The sequence below is a fragment of the Bdellovibrio sp. HCB337 genome, assembly GCF_047302465.1.
Classification (GTDB): domain Bacteria; phylum Bdellovibrionota; class Bdellovibrionia; order Bdellovibrionales; family Bdellovibrionaceae; genus JACMRP01.
The window spans coordinates 142950-160797 of record NZ_CP178621.1 but is presented as its reverse complement, the minus strand read 5'-3'; the positions used below and the strand labels follow the sequence as shown (position 1 = coordinate 160797).

At 43.8% G+C, this 17848-nt stretch carries 15 protein-coding genes; 9 read left to right on the top strand and 6 right to left on the bottom strand.

Going from position 1 to position 17848, the window contains the following annotated elements; genetic code table 11:
- Position 1 precedes the first annotated feature (1 nt).
- The 4 genes from sufD to ACLWBB_RS00805 are packed head-to-tail and all read right to left on the bottom strand — an operon-like array spanning position 2 to position 3942.
- On the bottom strand, positions 2 to 1273 hold the full coding sequence (sufD, locus tag ACLWBB_RS00820; protein WP_413289642.1) for a Fe-S cluster assembly protein SufD: 1272 nt from the start codon (positions 1271 to 1273) through the stop codon (positions 2 to 4).
- Positions 1274 to 1278: 5 nt separating this feature from the next.
- Positions 1279 to 2031: a Fe-S cluster assembly ATPase SufC gene (gene sufC / locus ACLWBB_RS00815; protein WP_413291632.1), complete on the bottom strand. Its 753-nt coding sequence runs from the start codon at positions 2029 to 2031 to the stop codon at positions 1279 to 1281.
- Positions 2032 to 2033: 2 nt separating this feature from the next.
- Complete coding sequence (gene sufB, locus ACLWBB_RS00810) at positions 2034 to 3479, bottom strand: Fe-S cluster assembly protein SufB (RefSeq protein ID WP_413289641.1); 1446 nt, start codon at positions 3477 to 3479, stop codon at positions 2034 to 2036.
- Positions 3472 to 3942, bottom strand: a complete 471-nt coding sequence (locus tag ACLWBB_RS00805; protein ID WP_413289640.1) for an RrF2 family transcriptional regulator — start codon at positions 3940 to 3942, stop codon at positions 3472 to 3474. The genes sufB and ACLWBB_RS00805 overlap by 8 nt, the downstream gene beginning before the upstream one ends.
- Before the next feature lie 279 nt (positions 3943 to 4221).
- On the opposite strand from ACLWBB_RS00805, the gene ACLWBB_RS00800 reads away from it, so the two are divergent.
- From ACLWBB_RS00800 to ACLWBB_RS00770, 7 genes are read left to right on the top strand one after another with little or no spacing between them, the layout of a single operon-like run.
- On the top strand, positions 4222 to 5040 hold the full coding sequence (locus ACLWBB_RS00800) for a hypothetical protein (RefSeq protein ID WP_413289639.1): 819 nt from the start codon (positions 4222 to 4224) through the stop codon (positions 5038 to 5040).
- Between the two features lie 51 nt (positions 5041 to 5091).
- Complete coding sequence (gene tolQ / locus ACLWBB_RS00795; protein WP_413289638.1) at positions 5092 to 5820, top strand: protein TolQ; 729 nt, start codon at positions 5092 to 5094, stop codon at positions 5818 to 5820.
- A 2-nt stretch (positions 5821 to 5822) separates the two neighbouring features.
- A complete protein-coding gene (locus ACLWBB_RS00790) occupies positions 5823 to 6242 on the top strand; it encodes an ExbD/TolR family protein (RefSeq protein WP_413289637.1) in 420 nt (139 codons plus the stop codon).
- A gap of 7 nt (positions 6243 to 6249) precedes the next feature.
- Positions 6250 to 7053 carry a TonB family protein gene (locus tag ACLWBB_RS00785; protein WP_413289636.1) on the top strand — a complete coding sequence of 268 codons (804 nt, stop codon included), beginning with the start codon at positions 6250 to 6252 and terminating at the stop codon, positions 7051 to 7053.
- A gap of 17 nt (positions 7054 to 7070) precedes the next feature.
- Positions 7071 to 8486, top strand: a complete 1416-nt coding sequence (locus ACLWBB_RS00780; protein WP_413289635.1) for a translocation protein TolB — start codon at positions 7071 to 7073, stop codon at positions 8484 to 8486.
- Positions 8479 to 10869, top strand: a complete 2391-nt coding sequence (locus tag ACLWBB_RS00775) for a glutamine-synthetase adenylyltransferase (protein WP_413289633.1) — start codon at positions 8479 to 8481, stop codon at positions 10867 to 10869. The genes ACLWBB_RS00780 and ACLWBB_RS00775 overlap by 8 nt, the downstream gene beginning before the upstream one ends.
- 21 nt (positions 10870 to 10890) lie before the next feature.
- Positions 10891 to 11574 (top strand): peptidylprolyl isomerase, encoded by a 684-nt coding sequence (locus ACLWBB_RS00770; RefSeq protein WP_413289632.1) that lies wholly within the window; start codon positions 10891 to 10893, stop codon positions 11572 to 11574.
- A gap of 59 nt (positions 11575 to 11633) precedes the next feature.
- Here the strand turns inward: ACLWBB_RS00770 and ACLWBB_RS00765 are convergent, their stop codons facing one another.
- Complete coding sequence (locus tag ACLWBB_RS00765; RefSeq protein ID WP_413289631.1) at positions 11634 to 12443, bottom strand: DUF2799 domain-containing protein; 810 nt, start codon at positions 12441 to 12443, stop codon at positions 11634 to 11636.
- A gap of 190 nt (positions 12444 to 12633) precedes the next feature.
- Here ACLWBB_RS00765 and ACLWBB_RS00760 point away from each other — a divergent pair, with 190 nt between their 5' ends.
- Both ACLWBB_RS00760 and ACLWBB_RS00755 read left to right on the top strand, forming a co-directional pair.
- A complete protein-coding gene (locus ACLWBB_RS00760; protein ID WP_413289630.1) occupies positions 12634 to 15429 on the top strand; it encodes a hypothetical protein in 2796 nt (931 codons plus the stop codon).
- Between the two features lie 61 nt (positions 15430 to 15490).
- Positions 15491 to 16177, top strand: coding sequence for a hypothetical protein (locus tag ACLWBB_RS00755; protein ID WP_413289629.1), 687 nt, complete (start codon positions 15491 to 15493; stop codon positions 16175 to 16177).
- A gap of 54 nt (positions 16178 to 16231) precedes the next feature.
- Here ACLWBB_RS00755 and ACLWBB_RS00750 read toward each other — a convergent pair whose 3' ends face one another.
- Positions 16232 to 17548 (bottom strand): MFS transporter, encoded by a 1317-nt coding sequence (locus ACLWBB_RS00750; protein WP_413289628.1) that lies wholly within the window; start codon positions 17546 to 17548, stop codon positions 16232 to 16234.
- Positions 17549 to 17848: the final 300 nt, after the last annotated feature.

Genomic DNA, 17848 nt, shown 5'->3' with positions numbered 1-17848 from the left:
ACTATTTCAATCCCACTTGAAGACCCGTAAAGGCCTCACGAAGCTCCTTATTTAACCAATTTTGCAATTCTTCGTTTTCAATCTTGTAAATCAATTCAGACGTATAACCAAAGCTCAACATCGGGATCGCAACCTCTGGAGAAATCGCACGGCTTTCCAAATAGAAAAGCTCTTCACGATTCAACTGACCCACGGTAGATCCGTGCCCAGCCTTCACATCGTCTGCGTAAACTTCCAATTGCGGTTTGCTGTCAGCTTCTGCCTCACGGCTTAAGAGCAAGTTATTGTTCAATTGCTCTGAGTTTGCTTTCTGCGCCCCCTGACGGATCAACACTTTACCGTTGAAGACGCCGCGGGAAGTATCCGCCAAAATGCCTTTATAGTGTTGAGACGTATTGCAAGCTCCAACTTGGTGATCAATCAAAGTGGTGTTATCCACATGTTGACTGTCTTTAGTAACGTACAAACCATCAACGATCGCAAAAGCTTCAGGAGCTTTTAGTTCCATCACCAAACTGTGACGAGATAAAAGAGCGCCTGTCGAGAAAACCAAATTATGTAAATGAGCCGCCTTAGCCAAAGTAAAGGTCGTACGCCCGATATTTACGGCGCGAACGCCTTCGCCTTGCAAACGAACAGCTACTAGCTTTGCAGATTCAGCCACTTCGACGTTTACTTGTGAATTCACAAAATAACGGGCGTCTTTCTGACCGTAGTAAGACTCGAGGTATTTCGCCGAAGAGCGCGCTCCGACTTTCAAGGTCACGCGTGGATTTACCATCACCGCAGGACCGTTCTCTAAAGATGTGTAAAACACGAAGTTCACAACTTTATCCACAGAAGTGTCTGGGGAAATTTCTAGTGTGTAGTTCTTTGTGAAGTAGGCTGCATTCAAAGCTTCGAAAGAATCATTAAATTCTTCCGTCACAAGCTCTTTGCCTTCGGTAAATTTTGTGCCTGCAGGCAGTTCTTCTACAGAAGAAAGAGTTTTATTGAAAACACCGTTGTGGAAAACGATGTTGATAAAGCTTGAGTTCAATTTTGCTTGAATGGCTTTCATCGTATCATGAGAAGGCTGTAGACTTGAGAGTTCCGCAGGAACAAACGTTTCGTCATTCAACACTTTCACGCTGGTGTATTTCCAGTCTTCGTCTTTTCTTGTCGGAAGACCTTTTGCATTCAAAAACTCCAAAGCCTTTTCACGCAAAGCTTGCGCTTTGCCGGCAGCCGGAATTTGAGAAGCAAATTTGTCGAAGTTCTTTAGTAAGTTCATTTTAATTAACCCACCAACCAGTCGTAACCACGTTCTTCCAAAGTCTCAGCCAGCTTATAATCACCCGTTTCGATGATTTTACCATTTGCCAATACGTGAACGAAATCCGGCTTAATATAGTGCAAGAGTCTTTGATAGTGAGTCACAAGCACAATTGCGTTGTCCTTACGGCGAAGTTTGTTCACGCCTTCAGCCACGATACGAAGCGCATCGATATCAAGACCTGAATCTGTTTCATCCAAAAGCGCCAAACGCGGAGCTAAAACCGCCATTTGCAGAATTTCGTTACGCTTTTTCTCACCACCCGAGAAACCCACGTTTACTGGACGCTCCAAGAAGTCTTGCTTCATGGCTACGATCTTCATTTTTTCAGTCAAATACACACGGAACTCTTCTTCAGTCATTGGCTCAGAGCCTTGATGAGATAAAACCGCGTTGAATGAAGTATGTAGGAAGTTAAAGTTGCTGATCCCCGGAACTTCAATCGGATATTGGAACGCCAAGAAGATGCCTTCTTTTGCACGCTCGTCTGGGGCAAGTTCCATCAAATCCTTCATCTGGAAGTTGATTTCGTATTTAATTTCACCCTCTGTCACTTCGTACGCTGGGTGACCAGCCAAAACTTTAGACAAAGTCGATTTTCCAGAACCGTTCGGGCCCATGATGGCATGAACTTCACCGGCATTGACCTTTAGGTTCAAACCTTTAAGGATTTCTTTTTCTTCTACACGTGCATGGAGATTCTTAATTTCTAACATCATTAACCTACGCTATTCTCAAGTTTCATTTCGATAAGTTTGACCGCTTCTACAGAGAATTCCAGAGGAAGTTCCTTGAACACCTCTTTACAGAATCCGTTCACCAACATAGAGATTGTTTGCTCCATGTTCAGGCCACGAGATTGCAGATAGAAAATCTGATCTTCACTGATGCGTGAAGTGGTTGCTTCATGCTCAAGAGTTGCAGTTTTGTTTTTTACTTCAATATATGGATACGTATGGGCACTGCACTGATCCCCCACCAGCATGGAATCACACTGAGAGTAGTTACGTGCATTTTCCGCAGAAGCCATAATTTTAACTTGGCCACGGTAAGCATTCGAAGAATGCCCTGTGGAAATCCCTTTAGAGATGATCGTGCTCTTGGTGTTCTTACCAATGTGGATCATCTTTGTGCCGGTATCGGCTTGCATATAATCGTGAGTCAAAGCCACAGAATAGAAAGCACCTTCTGAGTAATCACCTTGCAAGATGACTGAAGGATATTTCCAAGTAATCGCAGAACCAGATTCTACTTGTGTCCAAGAAATTTTCGAATGTTTACCGGCTGCTTTTCCACGCTTCGTTACGAAGTTGTAGATGCCGCCTTTACCTTCTTTATCGCCTGTGTACCAGTTTTGAACTGTCGAGTACTTAATCTCGGCTTTCTCATGTGCCACCAGCTCAACCACTGCCGCGTGAAGCTGGTTTTCATCACGTTGAGGAGCCGTACAGCCCTCAAGATAATTCACAAAGCCACCTTCGTCACAAACCAACAATGTTCTTTCGAACTGACCTGTGTCTTTGGCATTGATACGGAAGTACGTCGACAAATCAATCGGGCAACGAACACCTTTAGGGATGTAACAGAAAGAGCCATCCGTAAAGACCGCAGCATTCAAAGCCGCATAGTAGTTGTCTGTAAACGGCACCACTGTGCCCAAATATTTTTTCACAAGCTCAGGATGTTTTTGAACGGCTTCAGAGATCGAGCAGAAAATCACGCCTGCTTGTTCAAGAACTTCATTATGAGTTGTTCCGACAGAAACCGAGTCAAAAACCACATCGACTGCGATACCAGAGATACGCTTTTGCTCAGTCAAAGGAATGCCGAGTTTTTCAAAAGTTTTAACCAATTCTGGATCAAGCTCGTCCATTGATTTTGGACCGTCCACTTTTTTCTTCGGAGCAGAATAGTAGCAAATATCTTGGAAATCGATTTTTGGATAACGAACATTGGCCCATGTAGGCTCTGTCAAAGTCAGCCAGTAACGGTATGCTTTCAAGCGATACTCTAGCATCCACTCAGGCTCGTTCTTCTTAGAAGAAATCAAACGGATAATATCTTCGTTCAGACCCTTACCAACTGTCTCGGTTTCGATATCCGTCGTGAATCCCCATTTGTACTCTGTATCAGGTAAGTTTTGAGATGGTTTAGTATTATCCATTGAGCGCCTCCTCAGTCACAGACTTGCGCTTTGGGTTCTTTAAGGTCGCAGCGTTTGCGGACTCTAAAAGAAGCTCTTTCAAAGTGATATTGCCGTAAAACTCGTTGAGCTTGCTTTGCAGAACTTGAACTGGAGAATGAATGTTACAAGTCCCTTGGATTTCGCACGGACTTTCTTTTGCAAAACATTTCACCATCGCGGTCGGACCTTCGATAATTTCAAGAAGGTTCAGCATTGTGACTTTGCCCAGATCTTTCGTGATTTGATAACCACCGAAAGCTCCGTGCTCAGCGCGCAGAAGACCTTTTTGCGCCATCGCCTGCATTACACGAGCGGTAGCATCAAAAGGAGTGCTGAAATTTTCAGACACTTCTTTGGCCGAAGTCAGTTCGCCCGGTATTTTTTGGCTCATATGCTTTAAAGCCATCAAAGCATATTCGAGTTTACGATTGAGTTTATTCATAGGCTTTCCTATTAGGTTTTTTCCCATTACTTCAGGCAGAAACCCCTTGAAGCGTGATGCAAACTAATTGAAAGAATTCTAAAACACAAGAAGTATGTACGCCTTTTTTTAGCGTATATTACAGGCTTTTTAAGATTTTTTAAATATCTAAAAATTACGTGTATTTAGACATCAAACAATGTTTGCACGAGTGGTTCCATTTTGGGTTAAATCCGGGCTTAAAAGACCCTCTTTTATGAAGATGCTTCAAAGGGACCTTCATGATAGATCCTAAACACTATGAGAGTTCTATTTATCAGCCTTGTTTCTGTTGTCGTTTTATTTGTTGTTTTGACCATCACCCGCCTGTGGGGCTTGGGCCAGCAGTATCCTGAATTTGAGCATCCGTTTTTTGCCAGTGGACCGGTCATTATCCTGAAGGTTCAAACAGAAAAAGAACTTGAAGAGGCTTTGCAAAAGAAGGCCGATCTGGCTTTCTGGTTGGATGTCACAACAACTTCGGATCAAAAGCTGATTGTTTTTAGCCGCGATCTTTCAAATAAAGAAATGTCTATTGAAGCATACCGTGGGCCGAAGTCTTTAGCTTACCCACTGACTCAGTTGCAAAATATGAATCCCGAGATTCGTGACCTTAAAGAGTTCCTTGGTAAATACTCACAGCAACGATTTGTCCTTAATGTCGCTGACAATGTTGAGAATGTTCATAAAGGACTGACTGAGTCTTTGAAAGATCTTTCAACAGACAAAAGAATCCTGATTCAATCCAACTACAACGTCATTATGAATACCGTGAAAGAGATCGAGCCTTTCTGGTTGTACGGTTGCAGCCAAGCAGACCTCATGCGATTCCTGACTTTTGAATCGATGTGGATTTTGCCAGCGACTCCATTTAAAGGAGATGTCTTCATCGCTCCGTTTGTTTTGATGGGAAGACCGGCCTTCAACGAAAGCACGCTTGAAGAAGTTCGCCGCCGCAATAAAAAAATCGTATTGGGCCCCGCACTCGATAAAAAAGAATTTGATGATGCCGTACGTCTGAAAGCAGATGGGATTGTCGTCGAAAATCTCGCTGATTTTTTAGAGTGGTCTAGACCATAGTCTTGTATTCTGGGTTGCCGGCTGGACGTTTTGGTCATAGCCTTAATACCTATGAATATTGCTAATGCCGCTACAAATACCCAAGTTGCTATTAATACAAACTCTATGGATGCCCTCCTGCAAGCAAGTCCTGTTGTTCAGCTGACTTTGCTGATCCTAGTGGGCTTGTCCGTTTTTTGCTGGGCGATTGCTTACACCAAGTACCGCCAATTGAAGCAAGTCCGCGATGCGAATGACAGTTTCACGAACAAGTTCTGGAAAGTAAGCTCTCTAGATACTCTTTATGGAGATATCGACGACTATCCAAATAGCAGCATGGCTCGTATCTTTAAGTCTGCTTACCTAGAGATGAAAAAGTTAGCAGAGTCGCCGCTTGTTGCTAAAGCGGGTGCAGACAAGCCTCAGTTGTCGGGTCTTGATAACCTTGAACGTGTGATTCGCAAATCCACGGAAAATGAACTCGCAAAATTGGAAACACGCCTGACCGTTCTTGCAACGACAGGAAGTACGGGTCCTTTCATCGGTCTTTTCGGAACCGTTTGGGGGATCATGGGTTCTTTCCACAAAATCGGTGCTACAGGAAATGCCAGCCTTGCAGTCGTTGCTCCTGGGATCTCTGAAGCCTTGATTGCAACAGCGATCGGTCTTGCCGCCGCAATTCCTGCCGTTGTTCTGTACAATAATTTTATTGCCCGCGTTCGCCGCGAAGAAATTGAATTGAACAACTTCAGCACGGACTTCCTGAACATCGTAAAGAGAAACTTCTTTAAAGGTGAATAGTCATGGGAATGAGTAATGGTGGCTCTTCAAAATCTCGCGCCACTTTGAGTGAAATCAACGTCACTCCTCTGGTTGACGTCATGTTGGTGCTTCTCATCATGTTCATGGTGACGACTCCACTGATGCAACAAGGGATCGAAGTGGATCTTCCGAAGACCTCTTCGTCAGGCGTTGAACTTAATGATGAGCCCTTTGTTCTGATTATTGATTCCGATCAAAAGATGACAGCTGGAAAGCAACCGATTGCAATGTCGGACTTGCGTTCTAAGATCAAAGCTATTTTCCAGAACAGAAAAAACAAGCAAGTATACATCCAGGCAGACCGTAAAGTGGACTATGGTTTCGTAGCCGAAGCTATGGGCGAAGTACGTGCTGGTGGTGTATTCAATATCGGATTGATCACCGTTCCGAAAGATAAGTGACTTTGACGTGAGTTCGGCAAAGAAACAATTCTCAGCAGATGAAAATCTTTTGAAGGGCCTTAAGGTCTCTTTAGGGTTTCATATTGCCGTCTTTGCCATTTTCTCGATTAAAGCAGCCTTGTTTACTCCCCAAAAAATTGACTACTCGGCTGCAATTCGTGTCGACATGGTTGCTTTGCCTGACAAGGTAGATCCAAATCAGCTTCCGCCACCAAAAGTGGAAGAGGCCAAACCAGAAGCAAAGCCTGAACCCGCAGCAAAACCTGCCCCAAAGCCAGAAGTCGTAGAAAAACCGGTGAAGGCTCCTAAAAAAGACGTTGAAGCCGTTAATCTGAACAAAGATAAGAATAAGCAAAAAGAAGCTCTTGAAAAGCTCAAGGCGATGGCCGCCATCGAAGAGATGAAAAAAGAGGCCGAGAAAGAAAAAGAAACCAAAAAAATGGCAGGCGTTGGTGACACCAAAGCTCAGCCATCGAAAGTTAAAGGCAATATTCTTTCTCCAGGAACTGCATTAACGGGTTTAAATCGTCTTCAGCACGATAATTATCTTTCAACCTTAGACCAGCAAATTAAGCAGCAATGGGTTTTGCCGGAATGGTTGGCAAAAAAACCTTTCCGCGCTCAGGTTCGTTTGAAAATCGACGAAAAGGGGCGCATCCTGTCACGTGAAATTGTTTTATCTAGCGGCAATAGCAGCTATGATGATTTAGCTCTGGATACAATTGATAAAGCAGCGCCGTTTGTAGCGCCTCCGGAGAAGTTTGTTTCTATCGTAGCCGTCAGCGGTCTACTGATAGGCTTTCCAGAATAGTACGGAAGGAGTCCTTCATGCGTAATTTACTAATGATCTTCGTGATGACGATGACATGTTGCCAGGCTTTTGCTCAAAATGCAGAATCCGGTCGTGATCCTTCTGCAGCACCAACTGGTGGCGCGGCTTCAGATATTAAGCTTGGCGAAGCTCGCACTAAAAAAAGTCTTTTGGCTTTTCCCCCGTTAACATACCAAGGAAGCCCTTCTGGTTCTTCTACAAGTGTCGGTACGGATCTTTACAATGTTATTAATAATGACTTGAACGTCTCTGCCTTCTTTCAAATCATTCCACAAAAAGCTTATTTGGAAGACACTTCTAAAACGAGCTTGAAACCCGCGCCTGGCGATCCAAATGGATTTAAATTTCAAAGCTGGAGCACCGTCGGTGCCGAGTTCTTGATCCGTGCTGGTTACTTTGTTGCTGGTGGTGAATTAAACGTGGAAGCTTACCTTTATCATGTAGGTAAATCTACTTTGGTCATGGGTAAGAAGTATAAAGGCCCCGTTTCAAGCACACGCAAGATTGCCCATACGTTTGCAAACGATGTTTTGGATGCTTTAACTGGCAAACCTGGAATGTTTTTGTCTCGTATCGTTGTTGCTAGCGACAAAGGTGCCGGTGACTTCCGCGAAATTTACACAATGGACTGGGATGGTGCGAACTCTGAAAAAATCTCGAACCATCGCTCGATCTCTTTGTCACCAGCTTGGTCTGCGGATGGTAAAAAGATTGCTTACACCTCTTACGTAGTTCGCGCGAAAACAAAAATGCGCAATGCGGATATGTTCCTTTACGATTTGTCGTCTGGAAAACGCGAATTAGTTTCTTACCGCCAAGGTTTGAACTCTGGTGCATGCTTTGCTCCAGACAACAAAACGATTTTCCTGACGATTTCTCAGCAGGGATCTCCGGATCTTTACAAAATGTCTTATGATGGCAGCCTTCAGGGGAAAATTACGAATGGACCAAATAGCGCCATGAACGTAGAGCCTGCAGTTAGCCCTGACGGATCTAAAGTTGCGTTCTCGTCAGATCGCAGTGGTCGTCCAATGATTTACATCATGGGTACTGACGGTACGAATGTAAAACGCATCACCTTTGCGGGTGTGTACAACTCGACTCCTTCTTGGTCGCCAGACGGTAAGAAGATTGCGTTTGCTGGTCAAAGTGAAGACCACTTTGATATTTTTGTGATGAACTCTGATGGCACGAACATGATTCGTTTGACGTCCGCTCGTAAAACCGATGGTAAGTGGTCAACGAACGAAGACCCAAGTTTTTCTCCAGACGGCCGTTTTGTGATGTACACAAGCAACCGCACCGGTAAGAGCCAAATCTTTATCTCTACTGCTGACGGTACTGAAGAACGTCGCGTAACTTTGGATGATTCGAACTACTTTAAACCAAAGTGGTCAAAAAACTTTGAGTAAGCTTAAACCGGCTTCTCAGTATGCGGCCTCAGAGATTTCTGAGGCCACAAAGTTCTCTCCGGCTCTTACGCACTACCTCGGATTTTCTTTTTCTCAAGATGCAAATCTTCGCCACCAAAATCGCACAGAAACTTGGAATGCAGCGGCCCTTGGCACCATTCTGAATACTGAATCCGCACAAGCTGTTTGTGGCGAATGGAGCCTTGTTGCCAAAAGTCTTTTGCGCGAAGTTTTTAACGAGTGTTTTAAAGAAGCTCCCGTAGCTCTTTTTGCTCTCGGAAAGCTAGGTTCTGACGAACTTAATTTAAGTTCAGATGTAGATATTCTGATCGTTGCTCACGAAGAAGACCCAGGGCATTTGAAGGCACTTCGACTTTTTCAAAAAACTCTGACTGAAAGAACACCCCGCGGATTTTTGTTCCGCGTGGATTTTGATCTTCGTCCCGGCGGTCGCCAAGGACCGATGATTCCAACTCTGGATCATTTTGTGGATTACTATGGGAATTATGGCGAAACCTGGGAACGGCTGGCTTTTGTTCGTTTGGTGAGTATTGCTGGCAACCAGGATGTGATTTCCCAGGTCCAAGCTTTTGCAAAGAAATTCACTTACCGCAAACATCTTGATTATACGTTGTTGGATGATCTGAAATCCTTGCGAAGTCGGATTCGTCAGCACTATTCCCCGCAAAGCCAAGCCGGCATTTTAGATTTAAAGCTGGGGGTTGGTGGTATTCGTGATGTCGAGCTCTTCGTGCACGCACTTCAAGTCATTCACGGTGGCAAAAATCCAAAACTGCAAGTTCCCTCGACGACTCAGGCCCTGAGCTTGCTAGAAGAAAGTAAGATTCTGCCTTCGAATGATGCTCAGTTTTTAAAGACACACTACTGGCGTCTTCGTCAGCTTGAAAACTTCGTTCAAGCTCAAAACGATGAACAAACTCACCTCTTAGACAAATCCACCCCAGTTCCGACTTGGGCCGAAACCAGTCTTAAAACTTTGGATCAAGATTTAAAACGCTGCGATCAAATCGTGGAAACCCTTCTTGGTAAGGCGTCTTCGACAACGGCCGCTCCTGTCATTGAAAGCACAACCGCTCAAGAAGTCTGGCAAGAGATTCTGCAAATCGAAGTTCTATCTAGAAACAAAGAGCGCGACGAACAAGCCCGCTTGCAGTTTTTAAGTGAATTTTACGAAACTCTGCAAAAACAAAAGGGTGATAGCGAAAAAGCACTTCAGCATCTTAAAGAGTTCATCAAATCCACCCGCGCGAAGGCGAGTTTCTTTACTCTGCTTGTCCGCAATAAGAATTTAATGGATGAGCTTGCTTGGCTTTTTGGCCACTCACCTTATCTTTCGCAAATTTTAAGTTCACGCCCCGAGCTTATTGATAGCTATGTCTATCGTTCGCAAGAGCTGACGAAGGACGATCTATCCATCTTGCTTGAACAGCTTGTGGAAAAGCGTCTTTTAGGAGAACTCATTAATGGTTCTCATTATCTTGAGGACAAAAACATTGAAGTGCTTCAAGCAAACTTAAGCGCTACCGCCGATGAGATTGCCGAGACCCTTTTAAGTGAACTCAAAAAAGAGTTTCCTTCAAAAATGGGAATTCTGTGTTTAGGAAAATGGGGTGGCCAAGAACTGGGTTTCAGATCAGATTTGGATTTTGTTTTCGTAACGCCAGACGAGCCCGGCGAAAACGACACGAAGCTTGCTCGCCGATTTATCAATCGCCTGACGGAATCTCGTAAAGGCGGAAGTATTTTTGCCATCGATATGAGATTGAAGCCTTCTGGCAAAGCAGGTCCGTTTGTGATCTCTGAAAATCAACTGCGTGAATACCTCACCCAAGAAGCTCAGATTTGGGAACGCCAAGCTTACTTAAAAGCTCGAGTTTTAAGTACAAATCCAATCCCCGTCCCATCATGGATCTTATCGAGAAAGCTTTTAGAAACTGAACTGCAAGAACTTGAACGCATTCGTGGGGAACTTATTCGTTATGCGCCAGATACTTTAGATCTGAAGTACATGGACGGTGGAATGTTGGATATTGAGCTCTTTTCACAAACAGAAATTCTTGAAAAATCGAGAGCTGTTTCGGGCACGAGCACGCTTGATTTTCTCTCTGAAATTCCCTCTGCAGAGCCCCTTAAAAAGAATTACCTACGCCTGCGTCAAATTGAGCAAATGTTGCAATTAGTATCGACTGAGGGCGGCGCAAAATTGCGTTCAAATCACGAATCATTTCAACATCTTGCTAAGGCGCTTCAAGTGACTGCAAATGAACTCGAACAAGAGTTAAGTTCGTTAATCTCTGAGAATTTACAGATACTTAATCAACTTGACCCTCGTAGACGGTCAAAGATACTAAATTCCAACTAAAAAAGTTTGAAGGAGTTTTTTGTGATTAATCGCATTCAGCTTAAGAAGATTTTGTGGATCTATGTATTGGCCTTTATTCTGACGGCCTTCAGTTTCCACTCTAAAGCAGAAGAGACAAAATCTGAATCTTCAAAAAAAGCAGCTACTAAAAAAGAAACTAAGACAGATAAAAAAGACGCTAAAAAAGGAAAAGAAATGATCGGTATCTTCGAAACCAACAAAGGAACATTCAAAGTTAAATTCTTCACAGACAAGGCTCCAAAAACAGTTGAGACGTTTGTTGGTCTTGCGGATGGCACTAAAGAGTGGACTGATCCTAAATCTGGCAACAAAGTTAAAAAGCCTTTCTATGATGGTTTGAAATTCCACCGCGTAATTCCTAACTTCATGATCCAAGGTGGCGATCCACTTGGTACAGGTACTGGTGGCCCGGGCTTCCGTTTCGAAGATGAATTCCCAGCGGGCGCTCCAAAGCATGACAAACCAGGCATCTTGTCTATGGCAAATGCAGGTCCTAACACAAACGGTTCTCAGTTCTTCGTAACTGTTGCTGCGACTCCTTGGTTGGATGGCAGACACACAGTTTTCGGTGAAGTGATCGAAGGTATGGATGTTATTTACGACATCTCTAAAGCTCCAACGGGCCCAATGGATCGCCCAGTTGAAGACATCGTGATCAAGACTTTGAAAATCGAAAAGAAATAATTTCGAGCTTTCAAACTTGAAAACTAAAAACCCAGGTGATGAGCCTGGGTTTTTTCGTTTTATGGCATTTCGTTAAGATCGCGCTGAGTTTGGGCGATATTTGCCTCGGTAGTCTTCCAATCATTTCTGACAACATAAAGCTTAGATCGGATCTTATCCATTTCGCTCCACAAGTGATCGCGGCGACTGCGAATATAGAAAGCTTCTTCGCAAACGTACTGACTCTCACTTTCCTTGGTGGTTTCGTTGTAGACCATCTTACTACTGCAATCCTTGGCGTTGTCAGGCAATGTCGAGTACTCCCGTTGAAGGTCGGCTGCAGTGATTGCGTAGCTTGCTTCTAAAGTTTTAACTTCTGAGAGGCGTGTTTGTAGTTCACCCATATAACTTGTTAGATATTCTTTGCGGCCCCTGTAGTAGCCAGGCAAAAAAGCTTTTTCTTGCTGTGGGTTGCACAGGTTTTGATAAACCTTTCCTTTTTTTGCAAAGCTATAACCCGCTTCCGCCGTACAATAGAACTCTAATCCTTGAGCAAAGAGCTGCTTCATACGATTCATCTCAAGACCGTCGCAGAATTTGAAGAAAACCGGAGTGCCTTCTTTTCCGCGCGCGTGAATTTCATCGTACTGACACATTTTTTCGCGCCCTTGCTTGAAACCTAAATCCAGCTGAACAGCGCTTGTTCTGTCGACGCCTTTGCATTCTTTAATAAAGGCATCTTCCTCAAGATACTTTCCCTGAAAGGCAACGGTTTGTGAGTATTCAAACCAATTAGTCTTTTCGCATCTTTCTTTAAGCTCCCAATTCGCACATGCGGTGATAAATAGAACTGAAACCGTTAGTAACCAAAAACCCATCTTCTTTTTCATAACTCTCATCCTTAAGACTTACTGTCTTATACTGAGATTTTATCGAAACTCGGGTCCCCGTCACACAACTAACACCCCGCAGACAATATAGGGCTTTGTCTCAGTTTGAGACGCCTCAGCTCGAATATATCCAGGCACTAGGCTTGCTTACTGGTCTAGTAGGGACACTCACGTCCCCAGGAGATTACTCATGAGCTGGTTCAAAACACTGACTTCTTATATCGTTGCTGCCCAAATGCTTTTGGTGCCGATGCTAGCTCATGCTCAAAAAGCCGAAGTAATTACGGTACATAGCGGAACTGCAACTCCTCAAGGAATCAACTTCGAAGCCCCAAGAAATGTCCTGACGGCAGAGGGTGCTAAGAAGGTCGAGTCTCTTTCTAAATATGCTAACAATCTTGGTTATGACTCTCGCGTAGATTTACAAGGTAAAAAGGTTTTGCTGATTGATCGCAATACTAAAAAGGTTGCGATGGAAATTCCGCTTCAAGACGAACGCACTCTGAAAGAATTTTCACCAAAAAGTCTTAATCAAAAACTTTCTGCAGAATGGAACAAAGTGAAAGTGGCCAATAAAGCCGCTTACTCTCAGGTTTTCTCGGCCCAAGGTTTGCCTTTGCAAAGCGGACTCTTCTTTATGGCTCTTGGTGGATTAGTCCTTATGGAACTGCAAACAAAATATGCAGATAACCCAGTGGCGATGCAACAACATATTGATCACACTTTATCGCCTGTAGGTACTCTTGGTTTCGGTTTGTTCATGTACGGACAGGGCTTAACTAGCAATGTTCTTAGTCTTTGGACAAAAAATCCAAAATTGCAAATGCCTATTGGTATGCTCGGTATGACAGTCGGCTTTGCGATGCAAAGTTATTTCTCTCAAGTGGTGATGGATCCTAACATCCGTGCTTGCGCAGCGTCTGTCTTTAAAGGCGAAAAAATCGAAGGAAATAATCATCCTTGTGAAGGCGCTTACAAATACCTTGTGCTAGAGAAGAAAATCTTCACGGGCCCAGCTATGATTGGGTTACTGGGATCTTTCGTCGCAGGTATGGCTGTGAAAGTAGCCATTGGTAAAACTTTAAGAATGGTCGGATTTAATATTGCTATGTGGCTCGCACCAGGTGGCGTGCCTATGAAGATTGTTCGTGCTGGTATCCAAGTAGCCGATATGGCAGTTTTCACTGTCATTCAATTGAAACTAGAACACATGGTTACTTATCCGTGGAAAAACTATTGGGATGGAAAAGACTTTATAGATATTAACGATCGGATAGTCGCGGATATCGAAGCTCACAAGAAGTCACAGTGGAAAGATAAGCCCACTGAAATGATCGCAAGACTTAAAGAGTTCAATAAAAAGATGGCCGATTGGCGCATGAATAATATTTCAGACGCCTACATGGCTCATCAAGCTTGGTCGGAACTCTTGTTGCAACTGACTACGGTGTATAACAACTCTTACAACTTCTATAGTTCTTATACGAATCACCTTAATAGCGAAGGCTCTTCGATTGATCGCGCTTATCCATTGAATGGTGTGACTCCAGCGGATTTAGTCCAAGGACATGAGGATCTCTATGTCATGGCCCCTGCGCGTATTGAGGCTTTGCAAAAAGTCACTGTTGCAGAAACAGCTAAGAAAATCGCTGAAAATATTCAAAGTGGTCACTATAAGTCTCTTGAATTCAATCAAGAGCAGCTCAGTGCCGTTACTAAAATTCAAGAAGGTCTTGCTGCTGAAGATATCAACACAAATGGTCTTGCGATTTACAACTTGAATGTCCTCATCAGCAAAAACACTCGTAATCTTAATTTGGTTGGTTCTCCTCGCTTCGGAGCCGAGCTCCTTCAGATTTACTACTCTTTGGGTAAGCCAGAGCCAATGTTTGAAAAAGGCCGTGGCTATGCTGCAAGTTTGATGTTGTCTCCAAATTCAGTCTCTAGCTTTGGTGCAGAGCCTATCAGCAAGGTGAATGGTCGCTTTTCTACGCCAACATCAGCGGACTACTTCGTAGTACAAATGATTTGTGGTCCTGAAACCGCAAGCAAAGAAAAAGTCATCGCTTTAACAAAAGGCTTCCCGGCAAAATTTATTCCTCCAGCATTGGCATTGGATAACGGCGACAAAGACAGCTTGTGCCTGGGTGCTTCGACAACACCTTGGGAAAACTGGCGTATTTATCAATTACCGCTCTCTCAACAAAAAACTGCTCCGGACTATATTCGCGCTAATATCGATCCCGAAGCTGGCAAAGACTTCCCAGCTTGGTGGGAAAAAGGAACTGCATCTCAGATGAGACAAGCCTTCAAATTTTTCTCGGGCTCTTATAAAGAGATCGTTAAAAAATTGATGGTGAGCTTGAGCAGAAAAGAACGCAGTTCTTGGAATCGCGGATTTGTCTCGAATGGTTCTCTGATGGCCGCTAAGCAAGAAGTGGGTTTGTACTCTCTTATTCTTGGTGAACTACTCAAAGACGCATATAGAGCTCAAACTAAGCAAGAGCTTCCTAAAGAGTATTTGGCGTCTAATGACGACCCTGCAATTACTGTTATTGCTAAGGATTACGAGTTGAGTAAGAAACCTTTGTTGGCTCTACTCGGCCAAGGACGTCATGACTTCAATACGTTACTGAGCGCACAACCAAACAACAAAGCTACTCGCAGTTTAGAAGTACAACGTTCGATTGAGGCCGCTGTGTCTTCCCTTGAGACAGTGATTCTGGCAGGCGGTAAAGATGCCTCTAAGATTACGACAGACTCTGTTCAGAAGAATTTGGCGACATTAGATGCGTCTGTGAAGGCATTTGGCGCTCTTCTTGGAACTATCTCTGATGGCGAAACAGCCCCTCTTGTAAACCTCACTGACGAGCAAAAGGCGCTGGCCGTTACTTGTCTAGAACTTCTACAGCAGGCAGCCAACGAACTGTCTATGTACGGCAATATGGTGCTTACGGCGCAATATCCGGAGCCTAAAGAGAATTAATACTATTGGAACAGAATTTGAAAAGAATACTAACGTTATCAAAGTTTAAAGGAGCTTAAAAATGAAAAAACAGTTTATCGTAGGAATGATGATTGTAACCTCTGCTTTCACTATGAACGCACATGCTGCAGGTCCAACTGCTGCTAAATCAATGAGAGAAGTATTGGTTGATTACGTAAAAGACATTAAGAAGTATGCTTTTGGTGGCAAGACTTCTGCTGCTGAGTTGACTTCACAACAAAGCAAAAAAGCACAAGATCAATTGATGAAAGATCTTGATATGTCTGTTCAACAAAAAGACTCCGTAAACTTGGTGATTACAGCTTCTAAAGACAAAAAAGCTGGCATCTTAAATAGTCTTGCAACGATCTTAGGCGCTAAGAAAATGGTTTCTGGCAAATCTGATGCTGAATCTACATCGATTGCAAACGCAGCTGATGCGGGTGTTAAGATGTTGGCAATTGCGCCACTCGTTGGTTACACAAAGAAATCAACTATTTTGAGTGAAAAAGAAATGACTGAGACTTCAGAAGCTCTTGATAAATTGGCTGCTATGCCTGAGCAATTCATCACTTTTGAAACAAAGTCTAGAGACTCTTTCACTAACGTGATCAACAAACTTGAGTCAGCGACAAACAAGCGTCCTGAGTCTGTTGAAGAAGCTTTTGTAAAACTCATCATGGAACAATATGGTTTGACGAAAGATCAAGCTATGGCGAAAGTTCGTCAGCTTAAAGATTGCACATAGTACTAACTGCTAACTTTAAACTAAAAAGGGCCCCAAAGGCCCTTTTTTTATTTTCTAACCATGCCACTTCACATCGCGTTTTTCTTTAATCCAAATAGCACCGATGACAGCCGTTATTAACGCCACACAAATCGGATAGATTAAGCCCGCAAAATGATTCCCGGTACTTGCAACAACCGCAGTTCCGATGAAAGGAACTAATCCCCCAAACACCCCGTTGCCAATATGATAAGGCAAAGACATAGAAGTGTAGCGAATCTTTGTTGGGAAGAGCTCCACCAAGAACGCGGCAATCGGTCCGTACACCATGGTCACGAAAATCACCTGAATGAATACTAACAGAACCAGCATGCTTACATCCGGACCGTCAGGCAACGTCGCGTACTTTTCCATTGCTTGGTATATTGGAATATAGCAAATCGCTGCGATCACCATTCCACTTAGCATAATGCCTTTTCTTCCGATACGATCCGAGAGTGCACCAAAGACGATAAAGAACGGCGTTCCAAATAACAGCGCGATTGCAATGATCTTATTCGCTAAGACAAAGTCTACCTTCAACACTGTCTGCAAGAAGTAAAGGGCATAGAATTGGCCCGTGTACCATACAACCCCTTGTCCTGCAGTCGCTCCAAAGAGTGCTAGTAAAACCATCCTGCGATTTTCTGGTACAAAGAAGCTATCATGCAATGGATGACTTGAAGTTTTTCCTGATGCTTTCATCTCGAGGAACACCGGAGACTCACTCATGCGTTTACGAATGAAGTAGCTGAAAATAACTAAGACCACCGAAAGAATAAATGGTAAACGCCAGCCCCACTCTTTGAAAGTTTCTTCGCCAAGGCCCAAGCGTGTTAGCAGGATAACTCCTAACGAAACAAAGAGGCCCAAGGTCGCCGTCGTTTGAATGTAGCTTGTGTAATAGCCCCGCTTTCCATCAGGGCTATGTTCTGCAACGTAGGTCGCGGCTCCGCCGTACTCTCCACCTAACGCTAAACCTTGAAGAAGTCGTAACAACAACAAACCAATCGGCGCGATGATTCCAATTTGTTCATAGTTCGGTAACAGACCAATCGCTGTGGTGGAAGCACCCATGATCAGAAGAGTCACCATGAAGGCATACTTGCGACCAACGACATCACCCATTCGACCAAACACAAGCGCGCCAAAAGGACGAACGATAAAGCCCGTGGCGAAAGTTGCAAGCGTGCTTAAGAGTGCGACTGTAGGATTTCCTTTTGGGAAAAACTGTTCTGCGATAATGGTGGCTAAAGATCCAAAGATGTAAAAGTCATACCATTCAATCAAAGTACCGGCACTGGAAGCCAAAATGACCTTCCAAATATTTGAAACCTCTTTTGTCTTTGTCATGAGTCCCCCTCATAACCGAGTTTATAGAGCCATTGCTCAGGCGAGTCATTGACGGGGGTTTGAAGATTCGGTGACTAAGAGTCTATGACGGGCGTAATTGCTTTTTATTTTGAGTGATTAAGCTTCGAAGGTGGGAACAGAGCCACAGAAAGAGAAAAAAACAGACCGAAAGAGTCAGCACTCGAACCCAGCTTTCTTTCATGAATTTTAGGCCTTTCATAGGTGACTCCTCTCTGATAATAGTGCCACGCAAGACTAGGAATGACGAGTGAAGCGCTTTGTTCCTAGACTTTCTTGACG